Annotated in this window: 20 protein-coding genes, 1 tRNA gene, 1 other RNA gene and 1 pseudogene; 10 read left to right on the top strand and 13 right to left on the bottom strand. The window is 39.5% G+C overall.

The window, feature by feature from the left end; all coding sequences use genetic code 11:
* The first annotated feature begins 115 nt into the window (after positions 1–115).
* The gene (locus IAE20_RS08320; RefSeq protein WP_200460472.1) at positions 116–1,438 is read left to right on the top strand and encodes a hemolysin family protein; all 1,323 of its coding nucleotides are present in this window, start codon (positions 116–118) and stop codon (positions 1,436–1,438) included.
* Positions 1,439–1,479: 41 nt separating this feature from the next.
* Here the strand turns inward: IAE20_RS08320 and IAE20_RS08315 are convergent, their stop codons facing one another.
* The gene (locus IAE20_RS08315) at positions 1,480–1,983 is read right to left on the bottom strand and encodes a hypothetical protein (RefSeq protein WP_200482150.1); all 504 of its coding nucleotides are present in this window, start codon (positions 1,981–1,983) and stop codon (positions 1,480–1,482) included.
* Between the two features lie 289 nt (positions 1,984–2,272).
* Here IAE20_RS08315 and IAE20_RS08310 point away from each other — a divergent pair, with 289 nt between their 5' ends.
* The gene (locus IAE20_RS08310; protein ID WP_200482151.1) at positions 2,273–3,613 is read left to right on the top strand and encodes a CitMHS family transporter; all 1,341 of its coding nucleotides are present in this window, start codon (positions 2,273–2,275) and stop codon (positions 3,611–3,613) included.
* A gap of 59 nt (positions 3,614–3,672) precedes the next feature.
* Here the strand turns inward: IAE20_RS08310 and cysN are convergent, their stop codons facing one another.
* Both cysN and cysD read right to left on the bottom strand, forming a co-directional pair.
* Entirely contained in the window at positions 3,673–5,286 is a 1,614-nt protein-coding gene (gene cysN / locus IAE20_RS08305; RefSeq protein ID WP_200460475.1) for a sulfate adenylyltransferase subunit CysN, read from the bottom strand.
* Between the two features lie 52 nt (positions 5,287–5,338).
* Entirely contained in the window at positions 5,339–6,247 is a 909-nt protein-coding gene (gene cysD, locus IAE20_RS08300) for a sulfate adenylyltransferase subunit CysD (protein ID WP_004990602.1), read from the bottom strand.
* Positions 6,248–6,586: 339 nt separating this feature from the next.
* Here cysD and IAE20_RS08295 point away from each other — a divergent pair, with 339 nt between their 5' ends.
* Together IAE20_RS08295 and IAE20_RS16920 are read left to right on the top strand one after the other, a co-directional pair.
* Positions 6,587–7,981: a cobyric acid synthase gene (locus IAE20_RS08295; protein ID WP_200482152.1), complete on the top strand. Its 1,395-nt coding sequence runs from the start codon at positions 6,587–6,589 to the stop codon at positions 7,979–7,981.
* A gap of 183 nt (positions 7,982–8,164) precedes the next feature.
* Positions 8,165–8,287: pseudogene (locus tag IAE20_RS16920) on the top strand (hypothetical protein); the annotation flags it as partial.
* 205 nt (positions 8,288–8,492) lie between these two features.
* Here the strand turns inward: IAE20_RS16920 and IAE20_RS08290 are convergent.
* From IAE20_RS08290 to coaD, 6 genes are all read right to left on the bottom strand, one after another.
* Positions 8,493–9,302: a hypothetical protein gene (locus IAE20_RS08290; protein ID WP_200482153.1), complete on the bottom strand. Its 810-nt coding sequence runs from the start codon at positions 9,300–9,302 to the stop codon at positions 8,493–8,495.
* A gap of 29 nt (positions 9,303–9,331) precedes the next feature.
* Positions 9,332–11,521, bottom strand: coding sequence for a TonB-dependent hemoglobin/transferrin/lactoferrin family receptor (locus IAE20_RS08285; protein ID WP_227610965.1), 2,190 nt, complete (start codon positions 11,519–11,521; stop codon positions 9,332–9,334).
* Between the two features lie 391 nt (positions 11,522–11,912).
* A tRNA-Met gene (locus IAE20_RS08280) sits at positions 11,913–11,989 on the bottom strand.
* Positions 11,990–12,050: 61 nt separating this feature from the next.
* Positions 12,051–12,406, bottom strand: an RNA gene (rnpB, locus tag IAE20_RS08275) — RNase P RNA component class A.
* A 27-nt stretch (positions 12,407–12,433) separates the two neighbouring features.
* Positions 12,434–12,697, bottom strand: a complete 264-nt coding sequence (locus IAE20_RS08270; RefSeq protein ID WP_200460479.1) for a YfhL family 4Fe-4S dicluster ferredoxin — start codon at positions 12,695–12,697, stop codon at positions 12,434–12,436.
* Between the two features lies 1 nt (position 12,698).
* Positions 12,699–13,190, bottom strand: a complete 492-nt coding sequence (gene coaD, locus IAE20_RS08265) for a pantetheine-phosphate adenylyltransferase (protein WP_200460480.1) — start codon at positions 13,188–13,190, stop codon at positions 12,699–12,701.
* Positions 13,191–13,348: 158 nt separating this feature from the next.
* Here coaD and smpB point away from each other — a divergent pair, with 158 nt between their 5' ends.
* Positions 13,349–13,825, top strand: coding sequence for an SsrA-binding protein SmpB (gene smpB, locus IAE20_RS08260; protein ID WP_200460481.1), 477 nt, complete (start codon positions 13,349–13,351; stop codon positions 13,823–13,825).
* Positions 13,826–13,875: 50 nt separating this feature from the next.
* On the opposite strand, the gene IAE20_RS08255 is transcribed toward smpB, so the two are convergent.
* Genes IAE20_RS08255 through rluD form a run of 3 tightly spaced genes read right to left on the bottom strand, consistent with a single transcriptional unit; the run spans position 13,876 to position 16,277 of the window.
* Positions 13,876–14,427: a flavodoxin family protein gene (locus tag IAE20_RS08255; RefSeq protein WP_200460482.1), complete on the bottom strand. Its 552-nt coding sequence runs from the start codon at positions 14,425–14,427 to the stop codon at positions 13,876–13,878.
* 40 nt (positions 14,428–14,467) lie between these two features.
* Positions 14,468–15,208, bottom strand: coding sequence for a peptidoglycan editing factor PgeF (pgeF, locus tag IAE20_RS08250; protein WP_200482155.1), 741 nt, complete (start codon positions 15,206–15,208; stop codon positions 14,468–14,470).
* Positions 15,209–15,224: 16 nt separating this feature from the next.
* Positions 15,225–16,277, bottom strand: coding sequence for a 23S rRNA pseudouridine(1911/1915/1917) synthase RluD (rluD, locus tag IAE20_RS08245; protein ID WP_200460484.1), 1,053 nt, complete (start codon positions 16,275–16,277; stop codon positions 15,225–15,227).
* A 72-nt stretch (positions 16,278–16,349) separates the two neighbouring features.
* Between rluD and IAE20_RS08240 the strand changes: the two genes are divergently transcribed.
* Positions 16,350–17,414, top strand: a complete 1,065-nt coding sequence (locus IAE20_RS08240) for an outer membrane protein assembly factor BamD (RefSeq protein WP_200460485.1) — start codon at positions 16,350–16,352, stop codon at positions 17,412–17,414.
* A gap of 145 nt (positions 17,415–17,559) precedes the next feature.
* Positions 17,560–19,458, top strand: a complete 1,899-nt coding sequence (locus IAE20_RS08235) for a DNA primase (protein ID WP_200460486.1) — start codon at positions 17,560–17,562, stop codon at positions 19,456–19,458.
* Here IAE20_RS08235 and hemA read toward each other — a convergent pair whose 3' ends face one another.
* Positions 19,459–20,742 (bottom strand): glutamyl-tRNA reductase, encoded by a 1,284-nt coding sequence (hemA, locus tag IAE20_RS08230; protein WP_200482156.1) that lies wholly within the window; start codon positions 20,740–20,742, stop codon positions 19,459–19,461. It lies immediately after the preceding gene.
* Between the two features lie 100 nt (positions 20,743–20,842).
* Here hemA and IAE20_RS08225 point away from each other — a divergent pair, with 100 nt between their 5' ends.
* From IAE20_RS08225 to ispE, 3 genes are read left to right on the top strand one after another with little or no spacing between them, the layout of a single operon-like run.
* Positions 20,843–22,546: a tetratricopeptide repeat protein gene (locus tag IAE20_RS08225; RefSeq protein ID WP_200460503.1), complete on the top strand. Its 1,704-nt coding sequence runs from the start codon at positions 20,843–20,845 to the stop codon at positions 22,544–22,546.
* A gap of 3 nt (positions 22,547–22,549) precedes the next feature.
* Complete coding sequence (gene lolB / locus IAE20_RS08220; protein WP_200460488.1) at positions 22,550–23,125, top strand: lipoprotein insertase outer membrane protein LolB; 576 nt, start codon at positions 22,550–22,552, stop codon at positions 23,123–23,125.
* Positions 23,126–23,139: 14 nt separating this feature from the next.
* The gene (gene ispE / locus IAE20_RS08215; protein WP_200460489.1) at positions 23,140–23,967 is read left to right on the top strand and encodes a 4-(cytidine 5'-diphospho)-2-C-methyl-D-erythritol kinase; all 828 of its coding nucleotides are present in this window, start codon (positions 23,140–23,142) and stop codon (positions 23,965–23,967) included.
* Positions 23,968–24,021 lie beyond the last annotated feature (54 nt).

Genomic DNA, 24,021 nt, shown 5'->3' with positions numbered 1-24,021 from the left:
TAATTTCTTCTGTTTTCAAGCTTATACTGATCCTATACCGAGGTAGTTAAAACTACCTCCCTCTTTTTCATTGTATTAAAACTTTCTCATAATAACGAATGACTACAGGTGAACTGTGAGCCTTTTTCAAAACGTCGTTATCATTGTCATGCTGATTATCGCGGCGGGTTTTTTATCTTTAACGGAAATCGCCCTTGCTGGTGCGCGTAAAGTAAAATTAAAAATTCTTGCGGAATCAGGCGATGAACGTGCTCAACAAGTCCTTGATCTTCAGCATCAATCAGCTGATTTCTTTGCTGCATCGCAAATTGGTCTAAATGCTGTTGCTATTCTTGGCGGTATTTTGGGTGAAGCTGCTTTTCGTCCATTTTTTGTGAATTTAGTGGATCGTTTCTATGATGGTCCGTGGACGCAGACTATTGGATTTGTCCTTTCCTTTACCTTTGTAACTTCACTGTTCATTTTATTTGCCGATCTAATGCCTAAACGTCTGGCTATGATCGCACCTGAAAAAATTGCAGTTTCAGTCATTAACCCCATTCAGGTTTTTATCAAAATCTGTAAACCCCTGGCATGGTTAATCAATGCTATTGCTAATTTATTATTTCGCCTATTCAAGGTGAATACTACACGCGATGACAATATTACTTTTGATGATATTTCAGCTGTAATGGAAGCGGGCGCACAAGCGGGCGTATTGCAAAAACAAGAACATCATTTTATTGAAAATGTGTTTGAGCTAGAAGAACGAACAGTTCCATCAAGTATGACGACACGAGAAAATATCGTGTATTTTACCCTGAATGAATCGGATCAAAGCATTCGTCAAAAGCTAGCAGAATATCCTTATTCCAAATTTTTGGTGTGTAATGAAAGTATTGATCAGGTCATTGGCTATGTAGATGCCAAAGATATACTGGTTCGGATTTTAAATAGTCAATCATTAATCCAGCTCAAAGAAAATACTATTCGTACGGTCTTGACCATTCCAGATACCCTGACACTTTCCGAAGTGCTGGATCGCTTTCGATCAACCAAAGAAAAATTTGCCGTGGTCATCAATGAATATGCCTTGGTCGTGGGTGTTATTACCTTAAGTGATATTATGATTACGGTAATGGGTGACTGGGTAACCCCAATTGAAGCAGATCAGCAAATTATTAAACGCGATAATAATTCATGGCTAATTGATGGGAGCACCCCAATTGAAGACCTGAAACATGCGCTTGAAATTGATGAAATGCCAGATGAAGAGAATTATGAAACTCTGGCAGGATTTATGATGTATCAATTACGCAAAATTCCACGCCCTGCGGATAGTGTAGAGTTTAGTGGTTTTAAATTTGAAGTGGTCGATGTTGATCATTATAAAATTGACCAATTATTAGTAACACGAATTTTGGAAAAACTGGAAGATCAAAGTTTACTTGAAGACTAATTCGTGAGAGAGACTATCTTGAATCTCTCTCATTTTTTTAATCAATGCCCAAGCAATGCATTAATTAACGCCTCATAATGCAATTGGATGTCTTCTGCCAAAATTTTGTAGGCACTATCAAATTGCACCATCGGCCAGCCCTCTTTCCAAAAAGGAAAAATATTGTGCAAATCTTTGGTCACAATTGCATCTTCACGTAAAATAGCCTGCGCAATTTGGGCTAAAACCTGCGCTGTTTCTGCACCATCAATTGCCATATAACCCAAACCTTTGGCTTTGAAAATACGGATACGATCTTTTTTATATCGAATTTTCTTTGCCTGTGCAGCATTTAACCCCAATGCTAAAGTTACCGCTTCTACAAACTTTTCTTCAAAATTATGATTTAAGGCCACAAGTGCTTGTTTATGTGCTTCTTGTCGACCCGCCTTTCCCCCATCACGAATAATTTCTTTCGCCTCAGCATCAAGCTCGTCTTTCTTCATTGACTGTAAAATATCTATAATTTCGATATCAGTTAAAGATTCATGAGAGTGCTCTGTCATGGGAGTCCTTGGGAAAAATGAAAGAACTATTGTCGCATAAAAGTGTTTTCAAAGCAGAATAAAAATAAATAATCTATTGCAGATTTTCATCACATTTAGATGGCTTGTTGCCATAAGGTATTTTTACCTCCATCGTATAAAATACGTAGGCCACTCACTATAGACCTTAGTATTATAAATATGTTTTGTAATTGCATTTTTTAGAATAAATAATAAATATAGATTTGCTCCACATTAAAGTGAAAGCGTGTTTTATCAATAATAATTTTTTGGGCTAAGGATCGCTTTTATGCTTACTTTTTTAGGTATTAGCATGATCATGTGTTTTATGTATTTGATCATGTCAAAACGTCTCAGTGCGTTGGTTGCACTCATTCTCATTCCTGTTATTTTTGCTCTAATCGGTTGGGGACTTGGGTTTCATATTGACAGTTTAAGCCATATTGAAGTGTCAATGTTAGGTGAAACTATGCTAGATGGTATTAAAAAGCTTGCACCAACTGGCGTCATGTTACTCTTTGCAATTATGTATTTTGCCTTAATGATCGATTCGGGCTTATTTGACCCATCAATTAAATGGATTTTGAAGATGGTGAAAGGAGATCCACTTAAAATTACATTAGGTACTGTTTTTTTAACCTTAACTGTTTCTTTGGATGGTGACGGTTCAACTACATATATGATTTGTGTCGCAGCGATGATGCCACTCTATAAACGTATTGGCATGAATCCACTGGTAATGACCTGTTTAATGTTATTAAGTAGTGGAGTTATGAATCTTACACCTTGGGGTGGACCAACTGCTCGTGCCGCGAGTGCATTACAAGTCGATGCCAGCCACGTATTTATCCCAATGATTCCATCTATGTTGATTGCCATTATTTGGCTATTCTTCCTTGCTTATCTCTATGGTAAACATGAACGTAAACGTCTGGGGGTGATTAGTATTGACGACATTAGCCATGCTGACAACATTACTATCTCTAAAGACCCTGAAGCGCAGCGTCCACATTTACGCTGGTTTAATGGTATTTTGACAATCGTGCTGATGGCATCCTTGGTAAAAGGAATTTTACCAATGCCTATTCTATTTATGCTCGGTTTCTGTATTGCACTTATCGTGAACTACCCAGATTTACAAATGCAGAAAAAACGAATTGCTATGCATGCCGATAGTGTACTTGCAGTCGTTGGTGTGATTTTTGCTGCAGGAGTTTTCACAGGAATTTTGACGGGAACAGGTATGGTAGAAGCCATGTCAAAACAATTTGTTTCGCTCATTCCTGAAAGTATGGGGCCATATATGGCACCTATTACGGGGGCGCTGAGTATGCCTTTGACATTTTTTATGTCCAATGATGCTTTCTATTTTGGCGTATTACCAATTTTAGCCGAAGCTGCTACTCATTATGGAATTGAACCCGTTGAAATTGCGCGAGCGTCTATTGTAGGTCAGCCGATTCACCTCCTCTCCCCATTAGTTCCATCAACTTATTTACTGTGTGGTCTAGCTGCAGTTGAGTTTGCTGACCATCAAAAATTTACTTTGAAATGGGCATTTATGACGTGTTGTGTACTTATGGGCAGTGCTTTAGTATTTGGCGTTTTTCCATTGATCAGTATCGTTTAAATGGTTCGATTAAAAAAACCTCCTAAATTTAGGAGGTTTTTTTTGTTTCAAGAGTCTAATTACAAACGAACTAACTCTACGACTTGGTCAACTACATCCTCAACAGTTTCAGCTGTTACGTTTGTATCTGTACCTTCGATAATCGTCGTAATTACCACCACACCCGTTTCACGGAGTAGGTTAATCTGTTCTAGATTCAAGTCTGCCTTGACAATCGCCACGACACCCTGCTGAATCAGCAAGCTTTCCAAGGCTTGAGCTTTCTCAAGCAAGGATACAGCTATACCAATCACTGCAGGTTTTTGACCCAAACGTGCTGCACGATCTTCCGCGGTTACAGGATTATTGCTGGCAGTCCATTCAACCGCAGCTTCAACCATACCGGCCCCAACCGTTACGTTACTCAAACGATCGATGAAGATAAATGAACCTGTATAACGAGAATCCTGATAACGATCAAATACTACTGGCGCATCAAATTCAACCGTCACATCAGCAATCGCATTCAATTCAAGTTCTTCGACTTGCGTGTGCTCAAGTGTGTTCACATTGACACGATAGTTAATTTCGGTCACTTTGGCAGGAACAGTTTGTGTACCAATCTTGACGTTATATAACTTACCTTTCACTAAAGCATGTTCATTCATCCAAACCACAGATGCACGTACAGAACGAGAAATCAGCGGCTGCTCACCTGAACGCACCAACACGTTGCCACGAGAGATATCAATTTCATCATTTAAGGTCAAGGTTACTGCCTGACCTGCAATCGCCTGTTCAAGATTACCATCAAAAGTTACGATCTCTTTAACAGTCGATTTTTTGCCCGATGGTAATGCCACGATTTCATCACCGACATTGATTTCACCGAGTGCAATTGTCCCTGCAAAGCCACGGAAATCAAGGTTTGGACGATTCACATATTGAACAGGGAAACGGAATTCATGTTTATTGGATTCACGTTTAATTTCCACCAATTCAAGAATGTTCATCAAGGTTTGACCCTTGTACCATGGCGTACTCGTCGATGGATTTACGACATTATCACCATTTAAAGCTGAAATCGGTACAAATAGGATATTTTCTGGACGACGATCTCCCAATTGGCTCACAAAAGCATCATATTCAACCTGAATTTCATTGAAACGTGCTTCAGAAAACTCAACTAAGTCCATTTTGTTGATCGCAACTACGATATTTTTAATACCGAGTAAGCTTGCAATAAATGAATGGCGACGTGTTTGAGTTTGTACACCATAACGGGCATCGATCAGGATGATCGCGAGGTCTGCTGTTGAAGCACCTGTCGCCATATTACGTGTGTATTGCTCATGCCCCGGAGTATCCGCAATAATGAACTTACGCTTTTCTGTAGAGAAATAGCGATAGGCGACATCAATGGTAATGCCCTGCTCACGTTCAGCTTGTAAACCATCTACAAGTAAAGCTAGATCAGGAGCGTCGCCAGTGGTTCCGACTTTTTTACTATCGCGCGTAACCGCCTGTAATTGATCTTCATAAATCAATTTTGAATCATAAAGTAAACGCCCAATAAGGGTACTTTTACCATCATCAACATTACCGCACGTCAAAAAGCGTAGTAAATCTTTTTGCTCATGTTGTTTTAAATAGGCCAGAATATCCTGACTAATAAGATCTGACTGATGAGACATGCTCTAACTCCACAAATTCTGAAATCTTTTTCCAAACATTCATTAAAGCTGTTTAGAAATAACCTTCCTGCTTTTTCTTTTCCATTGAGCCCGCTTCATCATGGTCAATCATACGACCTTGACGTTCTGAGCTCGTGGCCAAAAGCATTTCCTGAATAATCTCAGGCAAGGTATCTGCCTCAGATTCCACGGCACCTGTTAATGGGTAACAGCCGAGAGTACGGAAACGTACTGATTTCATTTGTGGAACTTCGCCTTCTTTTAAACGCATACGTTCATCATCTACCATGATCAGCGTACCACTACGCTCAACCACAGGACGCACCGCAGAGAAATACAACGGTACGATTTGAATATTTTCCAAATAGATATATTGCCAGATATCCAGTTCAGTCCAGTTAGACAATGGGAATACACGAATGCTTTCACCTTTGTTTACTTTACCATTGTAAAGATTCCAAAGTTCTGGGCGCTGGTTTTTAGGATCCCAACGGTGCTTGCTATCACGGAATGAATAAACACGTTCTTTAGCACGTGATTTTTCTTCATCACGACGCGCACCACCAAAAGCTGCATCAAACTGGTACTTGTCCAAAGCCTGTTTTAAGCCTTGAGTTTTCATGATATCGGTATATTTCGAGCTACCATGATCAAATGGATTGATGCCCGCGTCACGACCTTCCTTGTTTTGATGCACGATCAAATCAAAGCCATGGGTTTTAGCCATGTTGTCACGAAAGGCAATCATGTCCTTAAATTTCCAACCAGTATCCACATGTAACAATGGAAATGGAAGTTTTGCAGGATAAAAAGCTTTGAGTGCAAGATGCAACATAACCGCAGAGTCTTTACCAATCGAGTAAAGCATCACTGGGTTTTCAAATTCGGCTGCAACTTCACGAATAATATGGATACTTTCAGCTTCAAGCTGCTTGAGATGGGTTAATCTATCTTCAGTCATGTGCATCTCCTTTCCAGTCCGTTTTAATCATTAAGCCGCCAAGTATTTTTTCGTCACAACTTGCGCCACCATATGGAGGAACGAGTGCCATAACAACTCCAAATTGAAAATTCGACATAGCTCACCAGATTGGCCTTATGCTAGATCTGGAAATAGATATTCATTATAGTGATTTAAACAGCGCCCACTTTGCATGTTTTTTCATATGTATATCTGATTTAATCATATACAAAACACGCAATGCAGTCTGAATTTGACCACTACGTTGATCGTAAAATAGCGTATTATGCCGTAGCCGCCTGTTTCTGCCTACCCGATTTTATTGATAAGCATATCAGTATGAGACATATTTCGATTTTTGGAACGTCCAGTGATGCTGGAAAATCCACCTTGACCTTTGTGATTGCCAAAATTTTACAAGATGCTGGTGTTCGGGTTGCTCCGTTCAAAGCACAAAATGTCTCCAATAATGCACGCGTCTGTGATGATGGCAGTGAAATTGCTATTGCCCAATCATTTCAGGCTGAAGTTCTGGGTATTCCGACCTCGTATCATCTCAATCCAATATTGTTGAAATCTGGCGTAAATGGCCGCGCATTAGTTATTGTCGAAGGTAAAGTGATTTCCCAGCAACATGTGCTGGAATATTATCGTGACTTGGATCAACTCAAACCTGCGGTACAACGCTGTTTTGAGTATCTGGCTGAACATTATGATTGCGTTGTAGCAGAAGGTGCAGGCAGCCCGGTTGAACTCAACTTAATCGACAAGGATTTATCCAACCTTTTCATTGCTGAAACCTACCGCACTAAAATCATCTTGGTAGCTGATATTGAAAAAGGCGGCGTATTTGCTTCGGTTTGGGGTACTTATAATCTGCTTCCTGCGCACTTACGTGACAGTGTCATTGGTGTGATCATCAATAAATTTCGTGGTGATTTGTCTTTATTTGATGAAGGCATACATATTATTCAGGAAAAATTTAAAATTCCAGTGCTGGGCGTTTTGCCGTATATGCCATTTAATCTTGGTTTTGAAGACAATGCCAGCCTGCAAAATTTTGTACAACAACCCAGTCAGAAAAAAATAGCGATTGGTGTCATTGCCTATCCTTATATGAGTAATTACAACGACTTTGAACCTTTGATTGCTGATGATGAAGTCTTACTGGAATTTATCAATAGCCCTATTTCACTGGAGCGTTTTGATCTGGTGATACTACCTGGTTCAAAACTGGTGATTCAAGATTTAAACTGGTTAAAACAAAATGGCTTATTTGAACAGCTACAACAGCGTAAAAAAGCGATTTTTGCCATTTGCGGCGGTTATGAAATGCTCTTTCAAAACCTAAATGACCCAGAACAGGTCGAAAACCCCCAACCTACAACTGCCGAAGGGCTAGGTTTTATTGATGATGATATTGAATTTATCAAAGATAAAATTTTAGCAAAAAAAATCTATACTATTTTTGACATGCCAATTGAAGGTTTTGAGATGCATCATGGGGTAAGTAAAAAATATCCACTTTATTTTCAACATGAACATATTCAAGGAAGTTTTATTCATCAAATCTTTGATCACAATGCTTTTCGGTCAAAATACTTAGGATCGATCTCTACAGATTATCAAGGTTTTGATTTTCAACGTTATAAAACTGAAAAAATTAAAGACTTTGTCGAGCAATGCCGTCAGCGTTTAAACATAAATCTGATTTTGGATGCGATTCAGGTCTGATTAATCAAGTATTTATAAATTTGATTGTAAGACCGAACTAAAACACAAAACTAAGACTTCTCCCCATATTTGATCTTCATAATCTAGATTGTTTTTTATACTAAGGATAAAGTGGGAAGTGACAAGATTTGTACGTCCCCTTTTTCTAAGATAAGAATAAATAACAGACACCGCGAAAAAGCCATGCTGCATAATATTTACAATATATTAGATAAATTGGGCTATGGAACCCAAAAACGTGCAATCAAAATTCAATTTTCAAACAGCTTATTAAACTCACAAATCATGCTGCAACGTATTGTAGGGTCATCTTTCTATGGTAAGAAAAATTTAGTTGAATTTCCGAACAAAACTGATCAAAGTAATATAAAAATCATCGAAATAAACCTGTCAAAATTTTCATCTTTTACTCACGCATAGAGTAAAATTTTTAAATCATCCATTGACCGTCTTTGCTTTAATAAAACAAAAAAAACGGTCAATAGTGGCTTATTCCAATAAATTGATCCGATTATTTTTTCAAACTCTTCTCTTTAGCGACATTGGTTGCAAACGCTTTGATGTCTTTTTCCTGAATCGTGGCTTTGCCATGACTTATTTTCAAAAATTGCTGATCAAAAATTTCACGATATCCCTTCCGAGCTTGCGCCAAATGCTCATCATAACGTTGGGTAAATTCGCCAACATATTCATCTTCAGATAAGCTTAGATCTTTATTGGTATCAGTTAAGACGAATTGTTGATCACGATGCGTTAAATAGTCACCTAGAGTGACATAAGTTTTGTTGTTATTTGCATACATTTGAATAAATTCATTCACATTACCTGCCATCGGCATAGATAGTGGTGATTTCATTCTAAAACCATCATGCGTTCCTATTGGTGTTGATTCAAGCTTGGCATCTTCGGCACTAATCAGACCATCCTGATTTTTGTCGAATTGATCAAAAGTCTTAAGACCAATTTCCTGATATTCCTTTAAGGTAATTTTATCATCTTTATTGGTATTCAATACGCCAAAACGGACATGAGCTTGTTTTAATGACATCTCACGGCGTTGTTTTAATATGGGTTCTAATCTAGCTTGCTCAAACTGTACATATTGTAACTGATTCACTTGCTTTTGGGTTTTGAATAAGTCTGCATAGTCAGCTGTATAGTTTTTAACAAATGTCGCGTTATTTGGATTTTGCTCCTGTGAATGATAGAGAGAATAAAGACCGTAAGCCTGCATTTCGGTCTGATTCTCTAAAGGAGCAGCAATTACAACTGAACTCAATAACGTACTACAAGCCAAAAGTGTAAATTTGATGTTTTTCATAGCAATATCCTAAAGGGCCCCTGATAAAATTAATATTTAAACTCAACACTAGCGACCACATTGCGACCAGCTTCAGCCGAACGGTCACGTAATGCATCGATACTTCCACTTGTACTAGTAGATTTATTTAAAGTGCCTACACTTGCGTAATTCCAATAAGTTTTGTCAAAGATATTGTTTAACGACACATTGAGTTTCACATTTTTATGAATATTCCAATATGCTGATAAATCAAATACAGTGTATCCCTTCACAGGAATATAACCTGCGTTACCTGAATAGGTACTGACATCTTGGGAAGCAGTTTTACTTTCTACTGCTGTAGTGGTAAATCCAAGACCAAATACTTGGTCAGGATCATCATAAGCAAGAGATAGACTAGCCTTGCCTGGGGTTACAGAGTTTATGCCACTTTTATTGCCCTCATTATCTTTGGCATGACCTTTTGTTTTACCGGCTACTAGGGCTAAGCTAAAACCATCAGCATTATTAATAAAATGCCCTAGATCGACATGCGTAGAAAGCTCTCCCCCCCAAATTGCAGCTTGCGCCAAATTCTGTGCCTCATAACATAAAAATACGCCTGAAACTGTGCATTCAGAAGCAGGAAGTGATTTATAATCAATGAAATTATCGTATTTGGTATAGAATCCAGTTAGATCAAATTTAATTCCTTCAATTGAATCATTTCTTAGACCAACCTCAAATGCGTCACTGGTCTCTTTTTTCAAGTCTGAATTTCCAGATAAGTAATATGAAACCCCTGAAGTTGTTTGAAAATAACTTCCTAATTCTGTTGCGCTTGGAACACGGGCACCACGAGTATATTTTGCATAAGTATAATTATAAGGGGTCAACTGATAGCTTAATGATAACCCTGGTGAGACATAGTTAAAGTCTTTATCAACCACTCCCCCATAAGTTGAATTTTCTGGTTTGTATTCTTGACGTTCTACACGTAAAGAAGGAGTGAGTTTAAGATCACGCTCCCAAAGATTAAACTTCATTGTATCGGTCACATAAGCTGCATAACGATTAACCTTTGAGTCAAATAAATAAGCGCCTTGATACAAAGTCGATGAAGTCGGAGCACCATTACGCAATTCTTTTCGATTACTTGAATATTCCTTTTGATCCATTAATAGACCATATTCAAAATGATGTATGCCCAGATATTTCTCAATATCGAGCTTAATTCCTGTATTTTCTTCTTTAAAGGTGTTATTGACATCGCGATAATACGTCGTAGCCTTATAACCAGTACGGGTATCATTATGTGACTCCTGATACCAAAGCTTAGCTTTTAGCTGATCAAATAAAGCAAAATTTTGGGGTTTAAAGCGATAATCTAGGCTATATTGTTCGCGTTCAATATCCTGATGTTGTGTACCATCATTAAAAGTGATACCCGTGTAGGTCGAACCATCCATTCCACTAATATCATTTTTCTTTTTATAATAATCAGCAGTAAAACCCAATTGATTTTGTTCATTAATATCCCAGATGATACGACTTAAAATTGCATCAGATTTCCAGTCAGCAGGGAATTGTTTGGTATTAGAGTTACCCTGCATTTCATGACCATCTCGGTGTGCATAAACAATAAGCGCTTTAAATGTATCATTTCCGACTGCGCCTGTTACAGAACTCAACCAAGCTTCATCTGCTGAGCTATAACCCACCTTAGCAGTAGCAGCTAAATTTTTACCATTCACCAGATAATCTTCTGGTGATTTGTTTTTAAATGAAACACGCCCCCCTATTCCATCCGTAGAAGCGCCTGTTGTGCCTGATTGAATATTCACCGTTTGAAACATTTCAGGTTCAATATAATCCCGGCCTGCTGCACTATTACGCATACTTGCACCTGTCCAAGTCGCAACAGTTGCATCAGCAATATCAATGCCATCGACATCTAATCCAACTCGATTACCATCGATACCTCGGATATTGTAGCTGCTCGTACCTGAACCTGCATAAAATGCACTAGCACCATTGGCTGCAAATGGTGCACTTACGAGCGGCAAATATTTCACAATACTTGCCATATCTGTCGCGCCAGTACGATCTAAATTATCTCGGCTAATCGTCGTGACTGAAGAAGGAATTTTATCTTCTTTTTCGGCATACACGGTAATCACAGAAAGCTTGGTGTAGTGATTTGAATCAGCTGTTTTACTCTCCTCCGCTGCAAATAAACCCGTTGAAATGGGTGCCATCAGCATTCCAAGACATACAGCTAAATAATGCGGTCTCAATGTAATCGAATGATTGATCTTATTTTTGGACACAGACAGATTCTGATGACAATGCATAGTCAACACCTAAATAATAGTACTAAGGATAATGATTACTATTCAATATGCCAATTTATTTAGTTTTATCCTGATAAATTGGAGGAGATAAAGAGCGAATAGATTTAAATGAGAATGATAATCAAAAATAATATTATTTGCTACAAATATTCACAGTTGATTTACATGGCGATTAATTTATGTACACCTATGCATTCAACTACTTAGAGGATAGCAAGGTAAGCGTTTTATAAATGTATATATAAGCAATAAAATTGACATAAAAAAAGACCATGCAGGAGCATGGTCTGTTAAATGGTGGCTATGACGGGACTTGAACCTGTGACCCCAGCATTATGAGTGCTGTGCTCTAACCAACTGAGCTACATAGCCGAAAACTGTGCGCGCATTATCTAAAGTTATCCTAGATACGTCAAGCAAATTTTTCAAAAATTGGTGAAGTGGACCTGTAAGCCGGGTTCTGTCGAGGACGATCATTCCTCTAGGCGTACAATCACTCATACGCTCAAGCGACCTACCCGAATCCAGTACGGGCCGTACCTCAGGATTCCTATTTGGTCTTGCTTCTGGTGGGGTTTACCATGCCGTGAACTGTTACCAGACACGCGGTGCGCTCTTACCGCACCCTTTCACCCTTACCTCACGAATGAGGCGGTCTACTCTCTGCTGCACTTTCCGTCGGCTTTCACCGCCCAGGCGTTACCTGGCACCCTGCCCTGTGAAGCCCGGACTTTCCTCCCCTGCTTCAGTCACGAAGACCTCCACAGCAGCGACCGTCCAGTCCACTTCAGGAGCGCATGGTAACAAAAATTTAGACTAATTGCTCGTGCTTTTTTGATCAATTAGTTTTTGATACTTTTGCAACAACTGATCTTGGGTTTCCACATGATCAGGATCTTTAGGAATACAATCGACCGGACAAAATAACTGACATTGTGGTTCATCGAAATGCCCCACACATTCAGTACATAAGTCTGGATGGATCTCGTAAATCACCTCGCCCATAAATATTGCTTCATTGGGACAAACGGGTTCACAGACATCACAGTTGATGCATTCTTCGGTAATAATTAATGACACACTACCAGCCTTGTTGGTGCTTGCGTTCAAAGGCCTCTACCACAGCTTGTGGAACAAACTTGGCAACATCACCTCTTAAACGCGCGATTTCACGAACTAAAGTCGATGAAATAAAGGAATATTGTTCAGACGGTGTTAAAAACACCGCTTCAAAATGTGAATCAAGTTGACGGTTCATATTAGCCAACTGAAATTCATATTCAAAATCAGAAACTGCACGTAAACCACGCAATACTGCGGTAGCTTTTTGCTCACGAAAAAAATTAACCAATAATCCATCAAATCCAACAAATTCAACATTGGGCAAATGGCTTAAAGATGCTTTGGCTAATGCAACTCGCTCGTCTAAACTAAAGACAGGATTCTTATGATGTCCTATCGCAATTGCAACCACGACTTCATCAAACATTCGTGAGGCCCGAGTGACCAAATCAATGTGTCCATTGGTGATTGGGTCAAATGTACCTGGATAGATAACACGTGCTTTAGTCATCCATTTTTACTCTAGTTTATTTTCTGAGGGTTATATTCTAGCAAATCTTGATTTCTTAGCGAAGACATCCCATGAATAAGCGACCTGATTAAAATGAAAAAACTTCACCTCGGTCACTGTTTCAGGCACAATAGGCTTAACTTTGGAATTTTAAGATTATGGCGAAAGCAGTAGTAGTTAAAAAAAATAACGGCGGCACCATTGCGCAGAACAAACGCGCGCGCCACGATTATTTTATTGAAGAAAAATTTGAAGCAGGCATTGCGCTGCTTGGTTGGGAAGTAAAGTCTTTACGTGCAGGCCGTATGAGCCTGACCGAAAGTTATATTATTTTTAAAAATAACGAAGCTTATTTATTTGGTGCACAAATTCAGCCTTTGCTTTCTGCATCCACGCATATCGTTCCTGAAGCAACACGAACCCGTAAGTTGTTGCTGTCACGCAGACAAATTGAACAATTGATGGGTGCAGTGAATCAAAAAGGTTATTCTTGTGTTCCTTTGGCCTGTTACTGGAAAGGTCATCTGGTCAAACTTGAAATTGCACTAGTAAAAGGTAAACAGTTACATGATAAACGTGCTACTGAAAAAGACCGTGACTGGCAACGCGATAAAGCACGTTTGATGCATAAATAAAACGCAAAAAAGCCTCATCACGAGGCTTTTTTTACTCATACGAACTCTATTTAATGCAAACGATATAAAATTCCAGCAATATATTCTCCAAACCATACTGCGGTATCTAGATCACCTTTGGGTGGCGTAATTTCAACAGGCGCATTGTCTGATTGAGTCATCAACCCCAAACAACTTGAAAGCCGATTTAAATCTGTTTCAGTATGTCCTGTTGGCATTAAGGGCAAACCTGACCACAACATGCCGTGCTGCATGGCAAAGATATTTAACTGTTGTAAAACAGCTAATTTATCACCACTTAACCCACCTGAATTAGAAAATCCTGCAGCAAGTTTTCCTTGCCAAATGCGATTCTTCCAGCGTTTAGAAGTACTATCCATAAATTTTTTAAAATCAGCTGAAACACTACCCATATAAGTCGGTGAACCAAAAATAATGCCTTGTGCTGTATCTAACGCATCCCAGTCTATATGTTCAATCGACATCAAATGCACCTCGATACCCAAGGTTTTCGCACCTTGTGCAATATGCGAAGCAACTCTGGCTGTATGTCCGTATGGGCTATGATAAACAATACAAAGCGATTTCTTGAGCAATGACATAAATAAATTAAACTGATAGTACCTTGAAAGTTTACCACTTTTATTTCATAAAAACGAATGTCGCCATGCGTCCTGTTTTAGCATTACGCCGATAAGAATAGTAATCGCTTTGCTGACGATAGGAGCATTGATCTCCCCCCAAAATATGCTCTATGCCTTGCTGCTCTAATATGTAACGTGCAATGGCATAGAGATCAGCATAAAATTTATTCTTCTGTTTACCTTGTTCAAAGGCCATAGCCAGCTCTGGATATTTCTCACAAAATGTTTGTTTGACTTCTATACCCACTTCAAAACAGGGTTGACTAATCGCCGCACCTAACCATGCCCATGTCGCACCACTCTGCATAGCTTCAATAGTATTTTCAATAATCCCGCCTGCCAGACCACGCCAACCTGCATGCAGATTGGCAACTTCAGTACCGTCCCGATTACCCAAAACTACAGGTAGACAATCCGCTGTCATCATCATCAAGGCATGACCTTTCGTCTGAGTCACCAGGCCATCTCCTATCAATGCTTCAAAAGTAATTTGCTCATTGACTGTATGGCAAATGGTGCTATGGGTTTGGGTCATCCATGTAATTTTGTTCACATCAAACTTTGCAAATTCATTCAGCAATATCATGCGATGCTGCTGAACGCGTTCTGGATCGTCATTAACATGTAAAGCCAGATTGAATCCAGCTAGATCAGGATTAGCACTTGGTAAGGCATGCACATGCTGAATGGTCGTCTGCCCCACATAAACGCCTTGTGGTAAACCCTGTACAAAATTCATGAATGAATTCCTTTCTCTAATAAGCAGCATTGTCCTGACGTAGAACCTCGACCAAATAAGTAAAATCTTCTGGCCAAGGCGCTTCAAACATCATATTTTCCTGAGTACGAGGATGAACCAACCCTAATTTAGCTGCATGTAAAGCCTGATGTTTAAAAGCACGTAATGTTATATTTAAACGCTCACTCGCACCTGCAGGAACACGCACACGATTCATATAAACTGAATCGCCCACCAGCCCATGCCCAATATAGCTAAAATGCACCCGAATCTGATGAGTTCGCCCTGTTTCAAGCTGTGCCTGTACACGGGTAAAGTTTTGAAAACGCTCCTTGACATTATAATGGGTCACCGCATCTCGCCCACCCGGTAGAATAGCCATTTTAATACGGTCAACAGGATGACGTTTAATTGGTTCATCGATAGTGCCGCCTGCGACGATATTGCCATAGACGATTAAATCATAAATTCGATAGACAGATTTATCAGCCAACTGTTTACTCAAGGAAAATTGCGCTTCGAGATTTTTGGCCACCACGAGCAAGCCGCTGGTATCTTTGTCGATTCGATGCACCAGTCCAGCTCGCGACAGTTCTGCCGATTTTGGATAATGATAGAGCAAAGCATTAACCAAAGTACCTGAGCTATTGCCTGCACCAGGATGTACAACCATCCCAACAGGTTTATTAATGACCAAAATATCTGCATCTTCATAAACAATATCAAGAGGAATATTTTCAGGTTGACTGGTCGTTTGTGCTTCCAGTTCAACATTTAAAGTCAATAACTCATTGCCTTCACAACGATATTTAGGCTTAACGATATTACCATTTACCAATAAATGGCCGTCTTTCATCCATTGTTTAAGGCGTTCTCGGGAAAAGTCGCTCCAGACAGTGGCCGCGACCTGATCAATGCGTTGTCCCAGATAAGTTTCGTCAAGCTGCTCCTGCAACGATAAACGTGTTGCAGTTGTGTCAGAATTATGATTATCTGCATCCTCAGAATCTTCAAGTAGATTGAAGTCTGTTTCTGAGAGATTTGAATTAGAAGATTGTGCTGAAGTCATTTGCTCAAAGTGATAAAAGTGGTTTAATAGCGCAATTGTAGCTCATTGCCCGTATATAACAGAGGAGTTTTTATGTCGCTACCAAATTATAAGATTACCATGCTTGCCCTTTCTCTTGGCGTAGCGGCTGCAATGGTGGGTTGTAGCAGTAATCCAAAAAAAGAAGTAGTCGATACTGGGCCTAAGTCAAGTGAACTAGTTTATTTTGAAAAAGCAGAAAAGTCACTCGATCGTAAGCAATATTCTGACGCTGCAAAATCATTAGAAGCGATTGATACTTATTATCCTACAGGCCAATACGCCCAACAAGCGCAGCTTGAGCTTCTGTATGTCAAATTTCAGCAAAAAGATTATGAAGGTGCTATTGCGCTAGCAGATCGTTTTATTCGTTTGAATCCCCAACATCCAAATGTAGATTATGCTTACTATGTACGTGGCGTATCGAACATGGAACTTAATTACGATAGTTTGCTACGTTATACCTCATTACAACAATCACACCGTGATGTGAGTTATTTAAAACTGGCCTATCAGAATTTTGTCGATTTTATTCGTCGTTTCCCAAGCAGCGAATATGCAGTGGATGCAGCACAACGCATGAAATACATTCAGCAAGAACTGGCTGAAAATGAAATTAATGTGGCGCGTTTTAACTTAAAACGTAAAGCATGGCTGGCAGCAGCGGAACGTGCGCAATGGGTGGTCGAACATTATCCACAAACTCCTCAAGTTCCAGAGGCACTAGCAACATTGGCCTATGCCTATGACGAGTTAGGTGATAATGCGACGTCACAACAATATGTAGACGTGTTAAAACTCAACTATCCAGATTTAATTAAGTCGAATGGCAAAGTGAATTTACGTGCAGCTCGTCATGAAGGAAGCTGGTGGAACCGTGCCACTTTAGGTATCTTAGGTCGTGGTGCAAAAACTTCTGGTGTTGAAGAAGTAGCATCAGATCATCCTACCGAAACACGTAGTCTGACAAATCGCTTGAGTTTTGGTTTACTGGATAAACCTGAACAACATGAAGTCTCGCCTATTTCCGCACCACCCGTACAACAAACTGTTCCGAGTATGAGTGTTGTACCAGATACGGTTGCACCGCAAACAAATGATGATGATGCTGCCAACTAATTTTTTAGTTGTACGGTAAGGCAAGTTTATATGACTTGCCTTTTTCATTTTTAGTGCATTGAAATCATATCCATTACACTGCATCATGTAGATACCTCTGCGTAGCAAAAGCATTTTCGTCCCGATTCAGACACGGTATTTTATTATGGCGATTCCTCAACATACGATTGATCAGATTCTGGATCGTACCGATCTGGTCGAGCTGATTGGTCAACGGGTAAAGCTTAAGAAAACTGGACGCAGTTATTCGGGCTGTTGCCCATTCCATCAGGAAAAAACGCCATCTTTTCACGTGTATCGGGACAAAGGCTATTATCACTGTTTTGGCTGTCAAGCCAATGGTAATGCCATTCGTTTTCTCATGGATATTGATAGCCGTAATTTTATTGATGTCATGCAGGAGCTTTCCAGTAAAGCAGGCATTGAATTACCAAAAGATAATTTTGACAATAAAAAACTTTCGTATAAACGCACCCCACAAAAAATTGAGCCTCAAGCGATTGCGACAAACGAAAGCGTCTTGCCACCCATCCTACAACAAGACCCAAAACAGGCGTTTGCAGAGTCTCCAAATTTAGAGATTCCTGCTTATTTTGATGACCCTTTTGCCCAGTTTGATACTTCTTTTTCTAATTTTGAGGACATGCCACAAGAGGGAAATCTGTATGACTTACTTGAAAATGTAGCACAATTTTATGAACGACAACTTCCTCCTAGTAAAAAGGCACAAGCCTATTTTAAACAACGTGGCTTAACACCTGAAACCATTCAATTTTGGCGTTTGGGTTATGCGCCTGAAGATTGGCAACATTTGGAAAAAGCGTTTCCACAAGATATTGATGGTTTAAAAAAAGTTGGCTTAATTCGGTCAAGTGATAATGGCCGTGATTTTGACTTATTGCGTGAACGGGTGATTTTTCCAATTCGTGATCATAAGGGACGCGTAGTTGGCTTTGGCGGTCGAGCACTCAATGATGAAATTAAACCTAAATATATCAACTCACCTGATTCAGAAGTATTTCATAAGAATCAATTGCTCTATGGTCTTTATGAAGGCCGAAAACTTAAAGCACATGACTGGCTGATGGTTGAAGGTTATATGGATGTCATTGCATTACAACAATACGGTGTATATGGTGCAGTTGCTACACTTGGAACAGCCAGTAATGCAGATCATCTAAATACTTTATTTAAACAAAATTCGCGTATTACTATTGCTTTTGATGGGGATACCGCAGGTCAAAAAGCAGCTCGACGGACTTTAGAAATAGCACTTCCACTCTTAAATGACGGACGTGAACTTAAATTTTTTGTCTTGCCCAATGAACACGATCCAGATTCGCTAATTCGCCGTGAAGGCTTAGAAAATTTTAATCGTTTACTGGATCAGGCTCCATTATTATCAGATTTTGTCTTTGCACACTTAACAGGACAACATGATATCTCTACCCCAGAAGGTAAAAGTCTGGTCATGGGTGAGCTTAAGGAACTTACAGAGTTATTACCCAAACATGGTTCATTTCGTTATTTGCTGACCCAATCTTTTAGGGAAAAATTGGGTTTAGGGCGTAAATGGACACCACAAATCAGCCATGATGCATCCTTATCTTTTAACATCCAGACGAAAGATGAAGATTTTGCACTGGCGATTTTGATGCACCATCCTTATTTATATATTCATTTTGAAGCCTTACGCGCCGTAATTGATTCGAATGAATTGTTAGGCAAAACTTTAGCAATTTTCGATCGAATCTTTGATGAATTACCTGATGATCAGGAATTGGCAACTTATTATGTGTTAGGAGCATGTAGTGCGTATTGCCATGAAATTGCAGACATCATGCAAAGAACCAATATCGAAAGCTTGACCCAAGCGCCCGAGACTGCAGATAAATTGGCTAAAGAATATTCGCTTGGCTTACAGGAAAAATATTTACGACAAAAATTGAAAGCGCCTATTTCTCTTTTAGAGTCACGCAACTTACGTCAGCAACTCAATGAACTAACCAAGCAGATCAGTTTAAGATTATTAACTGAATCCTAATTATTTTTTTGGCTTTCGTTCTTTGGCAAAAACATCAGCCAATTCACTTTGCATCCACTCGAAATAATCAGGGCTTTCATTTTGTGCAGCTTCACGTAATAAAATTGAAGTCGGATGCAGCATTTTCTGTGTCAAACGATGTGCGAAAGCTTGAAGCACCTTTTCTGGATTCTGTCCCGTTTTTAATGCCTCAAGCGCCAAATTCAGTTCAACCTGACTTTGCGTCTCGCCATGTTCACGATAGGCCTGTATGGTGCTGCCTGCCTGCTGTATTTTTTGCTGAGTCACCAGTTGAGTCGCCAACTGGTTGACCATAACTTCAGCTTCCACCGCGGCCTGACGACGTTGCGCCAGATTTTCATCAATCACACTTTGTAGATCATCAACACCATACAGATAAACGCCATCCAGACTTTCGACTTTGGGGTCGATATCACGCGGTACAGCCAAATCCACCAATAACATCTGTTTATAACGGCGTTTTTTTAAAGCAACCCGTACATCTTTATAGTGAATCACTTGATGTAAACTGCCAGTACAACTCGACACGACATCAGCCCGATGCAAATGATCCGCTAACTGACTAAACTCTATAATCTCGACATCGACCTGCTGAGCAATTTCCTGTGATAGGCTTTCAGCACGTTCACGACTACGATTACAGATAATAATATTTGCAACTCCCATTTCCGCAAAATGCTTCGCCACTAAACTATTCATTTCCCCTGCAGCCACCACCATTACGGTTAACTTTTCAGGATGGCTAAATACCTGCAAAGCCAGTTGAGCCACAGCATAGCCCATTGACACGGCATGACTACCAACAGCCGTTTCCGTTCTTACTCGCTTGGCTGCATAGAAAGCGTATTCAAAAATTCGATTTAAATCTGGAGATATAGTATGAGCGTCTTTAGACAGATTCAGCGCACTTTTGACCTGCCCCAAAATTTGTGGCTCACCTAACATAAGTGAATCTAGTCCACTGGCAACACGCATCAAATGTGTAACTGCCTGCGCATTTTCGTAACGATAAACATGATGAAGTAATTGTTTTACTTCAATATCATTTGATTGGGCAAGCCAGTCGAGTACCATTTCAGCATTGTCTGCAATGGCATACACCTCTGTACGATTACAGGTCGAAACCACGACCATATCATTTAAATGATGATGATCACGTTGTTCGGCAAGCAAAGCACTTAATCGCTCTGCATTAAAGGCGATTTGTTCTCTTAACTCTACGGAAGCTGTTTGATGGTTGACACCCAATGCAAAGAAGGACATATCAGATCATCATTTCGCTAAATTTATGCTATTGTGCAATAACGGTGTCATAAAAAGCATACTTAGATTACGGAAAAATGGATTACTAAAATTGCGTCAAATGAATTGCCGAATTAATGGTACGTCGATTAGACAATATTCTACCACATTCTTACTGTTAGGGAGCATGGCATCATCAGCGCATGTACGTGCTGTGACTGATTTTTATCCACTTCAACCGAATACTGAAGCTCTTAAGCAAAGTATGATTGCTGAGTTTGCACTTGCGTATGATGATATTCCTACAGCAATTCATAATTACACTGTTTTAGCGATTAAAAGCAACTCTCCTGCCATTAAACAACGCGCACTAGATATTGCACTGGAATATAATGACACGAAAGCTGCACTGGATATTGCGACCCACTGGGTGGTACAAGAGCCAGAAGATGTACCAGCGCTATTTTATCTCGCACATATTGCGCTAAAAGCACATGAATACAAGCTAGCCGCAGATACACTCGATAAAATTTTAAATATCGATCCTAATGCAGATCTTGAACAAATTGTTGCAGGTATTGCACCTGAATCAGCATCAGATCGTGCTGACTTACTTAATATTTTAAATACAAGTAAAGAAAAGAATAACCCATCCGTATTGGCACTGATTGCAGGTTTAGAAGCACAAAACAATGATCTAGAGCAAGCACTTACCACCATTAATCGAGCCTTGCGCAAACGTCCCAAAGTCACGGGTTTTATTCTCATGAAAGCCAATTTACTCCTTGGATTAGATGATCTTGAAGGTGTTCAGGCATGGTACGCAAAATCCAGCAGACGCCATAAGGATAATCTAGAGGTCCGTTTGGCAGAGGCACGTTTTTTAGTCAAAAATAATGAGCCAGAGCTGGCACTAGAAAAATTACAAAGTATTATCAAAGATTGGCCAGACGCGGAAGAAGCCAAGTTTATTGCAGGTTTGACCAGTATTGATTTAAAACAATATGAAAAAGCCGAACAATATCTAGTTGATTTACGTTATTCGGCCAAATATCAAAATGAAGCCTACTACTATCTGGCCGTGAATGCTGAACGCAAACAGCATTTTGAAACAGCAAAAGCCTATTATCGACTAGTAGATGGTAGTCTCTATGTCGTTTCACGCCGCAATATGGTAGCGATTTTTGAAAAACAGAATAACCTAAATGATGCCTTACGTTTTTTAACTCAAGAACGCGTCAATTATCCTCAACATGCCAGTTTTTTATATCAGGCTCAGGCTGAAATCCTCAAAAAAATGGGCAATAAAAAAGCAGCCATTCGTTTGCTGGATGAAGCCATCAAAAGTATTACAGATGATCCCGAACTGATTTATGCTGAAGTGCTGATGCTCGATCCCAATATTGATCGGGATAAACTTGATCGGGCATTAAAGCAATTGCTACAAATTGAGCCCAATAGTCCAACCTATTTAAATGCTTACGCTTATACGCTTGCCTTACAAAATCGTCGTCTGAACGAGGCCAGAGAATATGCTGAACTAGCGCTAGAATATGCACCTGAACAAGCTTCAATTCTAGATACTTTAGGCTATATCGCTTTTTTACAAAATGATTTTTCTGCCGCCGCTGACTCATTAGGTAAAGCTTATACTCTCAGTCATAACGTTAATATCGGGGTACGATTTGCAAAAGCATTGTATATGCAAGGTGATCTGGACAAATATAGTCAGGTGTTACAACAGCTAAAACAAAAGCATGCAAATGATCCACAATTACAACAACTTGATGGATTAATCTTACCGCTCAGTACCAAAAAGAGTTAATTTATGAATAAGCTTTCTCAAACCTGTCTTATTTTATGCAGTTCAAGTGTATTCTTTTTGACAGGTTGTCAGCATTTTACCCAGCCGCAACTTCCAAAGAGCACTCATGAAAGTGAAAATCAATTTAACTTACAAGGCAAAATTGGTGTACGTACCCCCCAACAATCAGGAAGTGCGTTTTTTACATGGGCACAGCAACAACAGAATTTCGATATTGAATTGACTGGGATTTTAGGCATGGGTAAAACCCAGATTCAGGGGCAAAATGGTAAAGTCACGCTGAATAGCGCAAAAACTGGCCTCATCACAGCATCCTCGCCCGAAGAATTACTCGAACGTGCAACAGGATGGCAAGCACCAATTACTCATATTATTAGCTGGGTACAAGCCAGACCAGCAACGACACAAGCACAGACCTCTCAAGATTCAACTGGTCGAATCAATCATATTGAGGAAGATGGCTGGAATGTTGATCTAAGCTATGACGCTGAACAAAAACTACCGAACAAACTTATTTTAAACCAAATGCTTGAAGATCATAAAGAAAATCGTATTACAATGGTCATTCAAAATCGTTAAGCCAAGTTAATATTATGATTCGGGTTCCCTCTCCTGCCAAACTCAATTTGTTTTTGCATATAACAGGTCGCCGTGCAGACGGCTACCATGAATTGCAAACCATTTTTGAACTGATTGATTTGTATGACTGGATGAGTTTTGAATCGAAAACTGATTTGGCAATATATATAGCTGGACTGGAGCAAATCGATCTAAAAAATAATCTGATTTATCGGGCAGCAGAAATATTAAAGCCCTATGCAAAAAAAATATGTGGCTTGAATATTCAAATTGAGAAAAACATTCCTATGGGTGCAGGATTAGGCGGAGGTTCATCCAATGCTGCTACTACACTTATCGTGCTCAATCAGCTTTGGCAATGCGGGTTAAATATTCAACAATTGGCTCAACTTGGACTACAGTTAGGTGCCGATGTTCCGGTGTTCATCCATGGGCAAAATGCATGGGCGGAAGGCATAGGTGAACGTTTATCATTCATAGACTTAGCTCAAAAACAATACATTATTTTAAAACCTGATTGTTTTATCAGCACTCAACTACTTTTTTCGCAAAAAACATTGACAAGAGATTCTAAGACTACTACATTTTGCGCCTATCAGTTAAAGCCATCCAGCTTTGGAAATAACTTTGAGCCAGTCGCAAGAAGTCTATATCCACAAGTTGATGAAGCAATGCATTATTTAGATCAATTTGGTCCAGCAAAGCTTACAGGAACAGGTGCTTGTGTTTTTACTGAGATCAATGATGAAATGAATGTTGTTGAAATTGTTGCAAATGCACCATGTAAGGCTTACGTGGTAAAAAGTTTACAACGATCTCCACTATATAATTTTCAGCTTTGAAGATAGGGGCGTCGCCAAGTGGTAAGGCACCGGGTTTTGATCTCGGCATCCGTT

The sequence above is a fragment of the Acinetobacter sp. S54 genome (assembly GCF_016624945.1).
Taxonomy (GTDB): domain Bacteria; phylum Pseudomonadota; class Gammaproteobacteria; order Pseudomonadales; family Moraxellaceae; genus Acinetobacter.
This window is presented reverse-complemented; position numbering and strand designations above follow the sequence as displayed.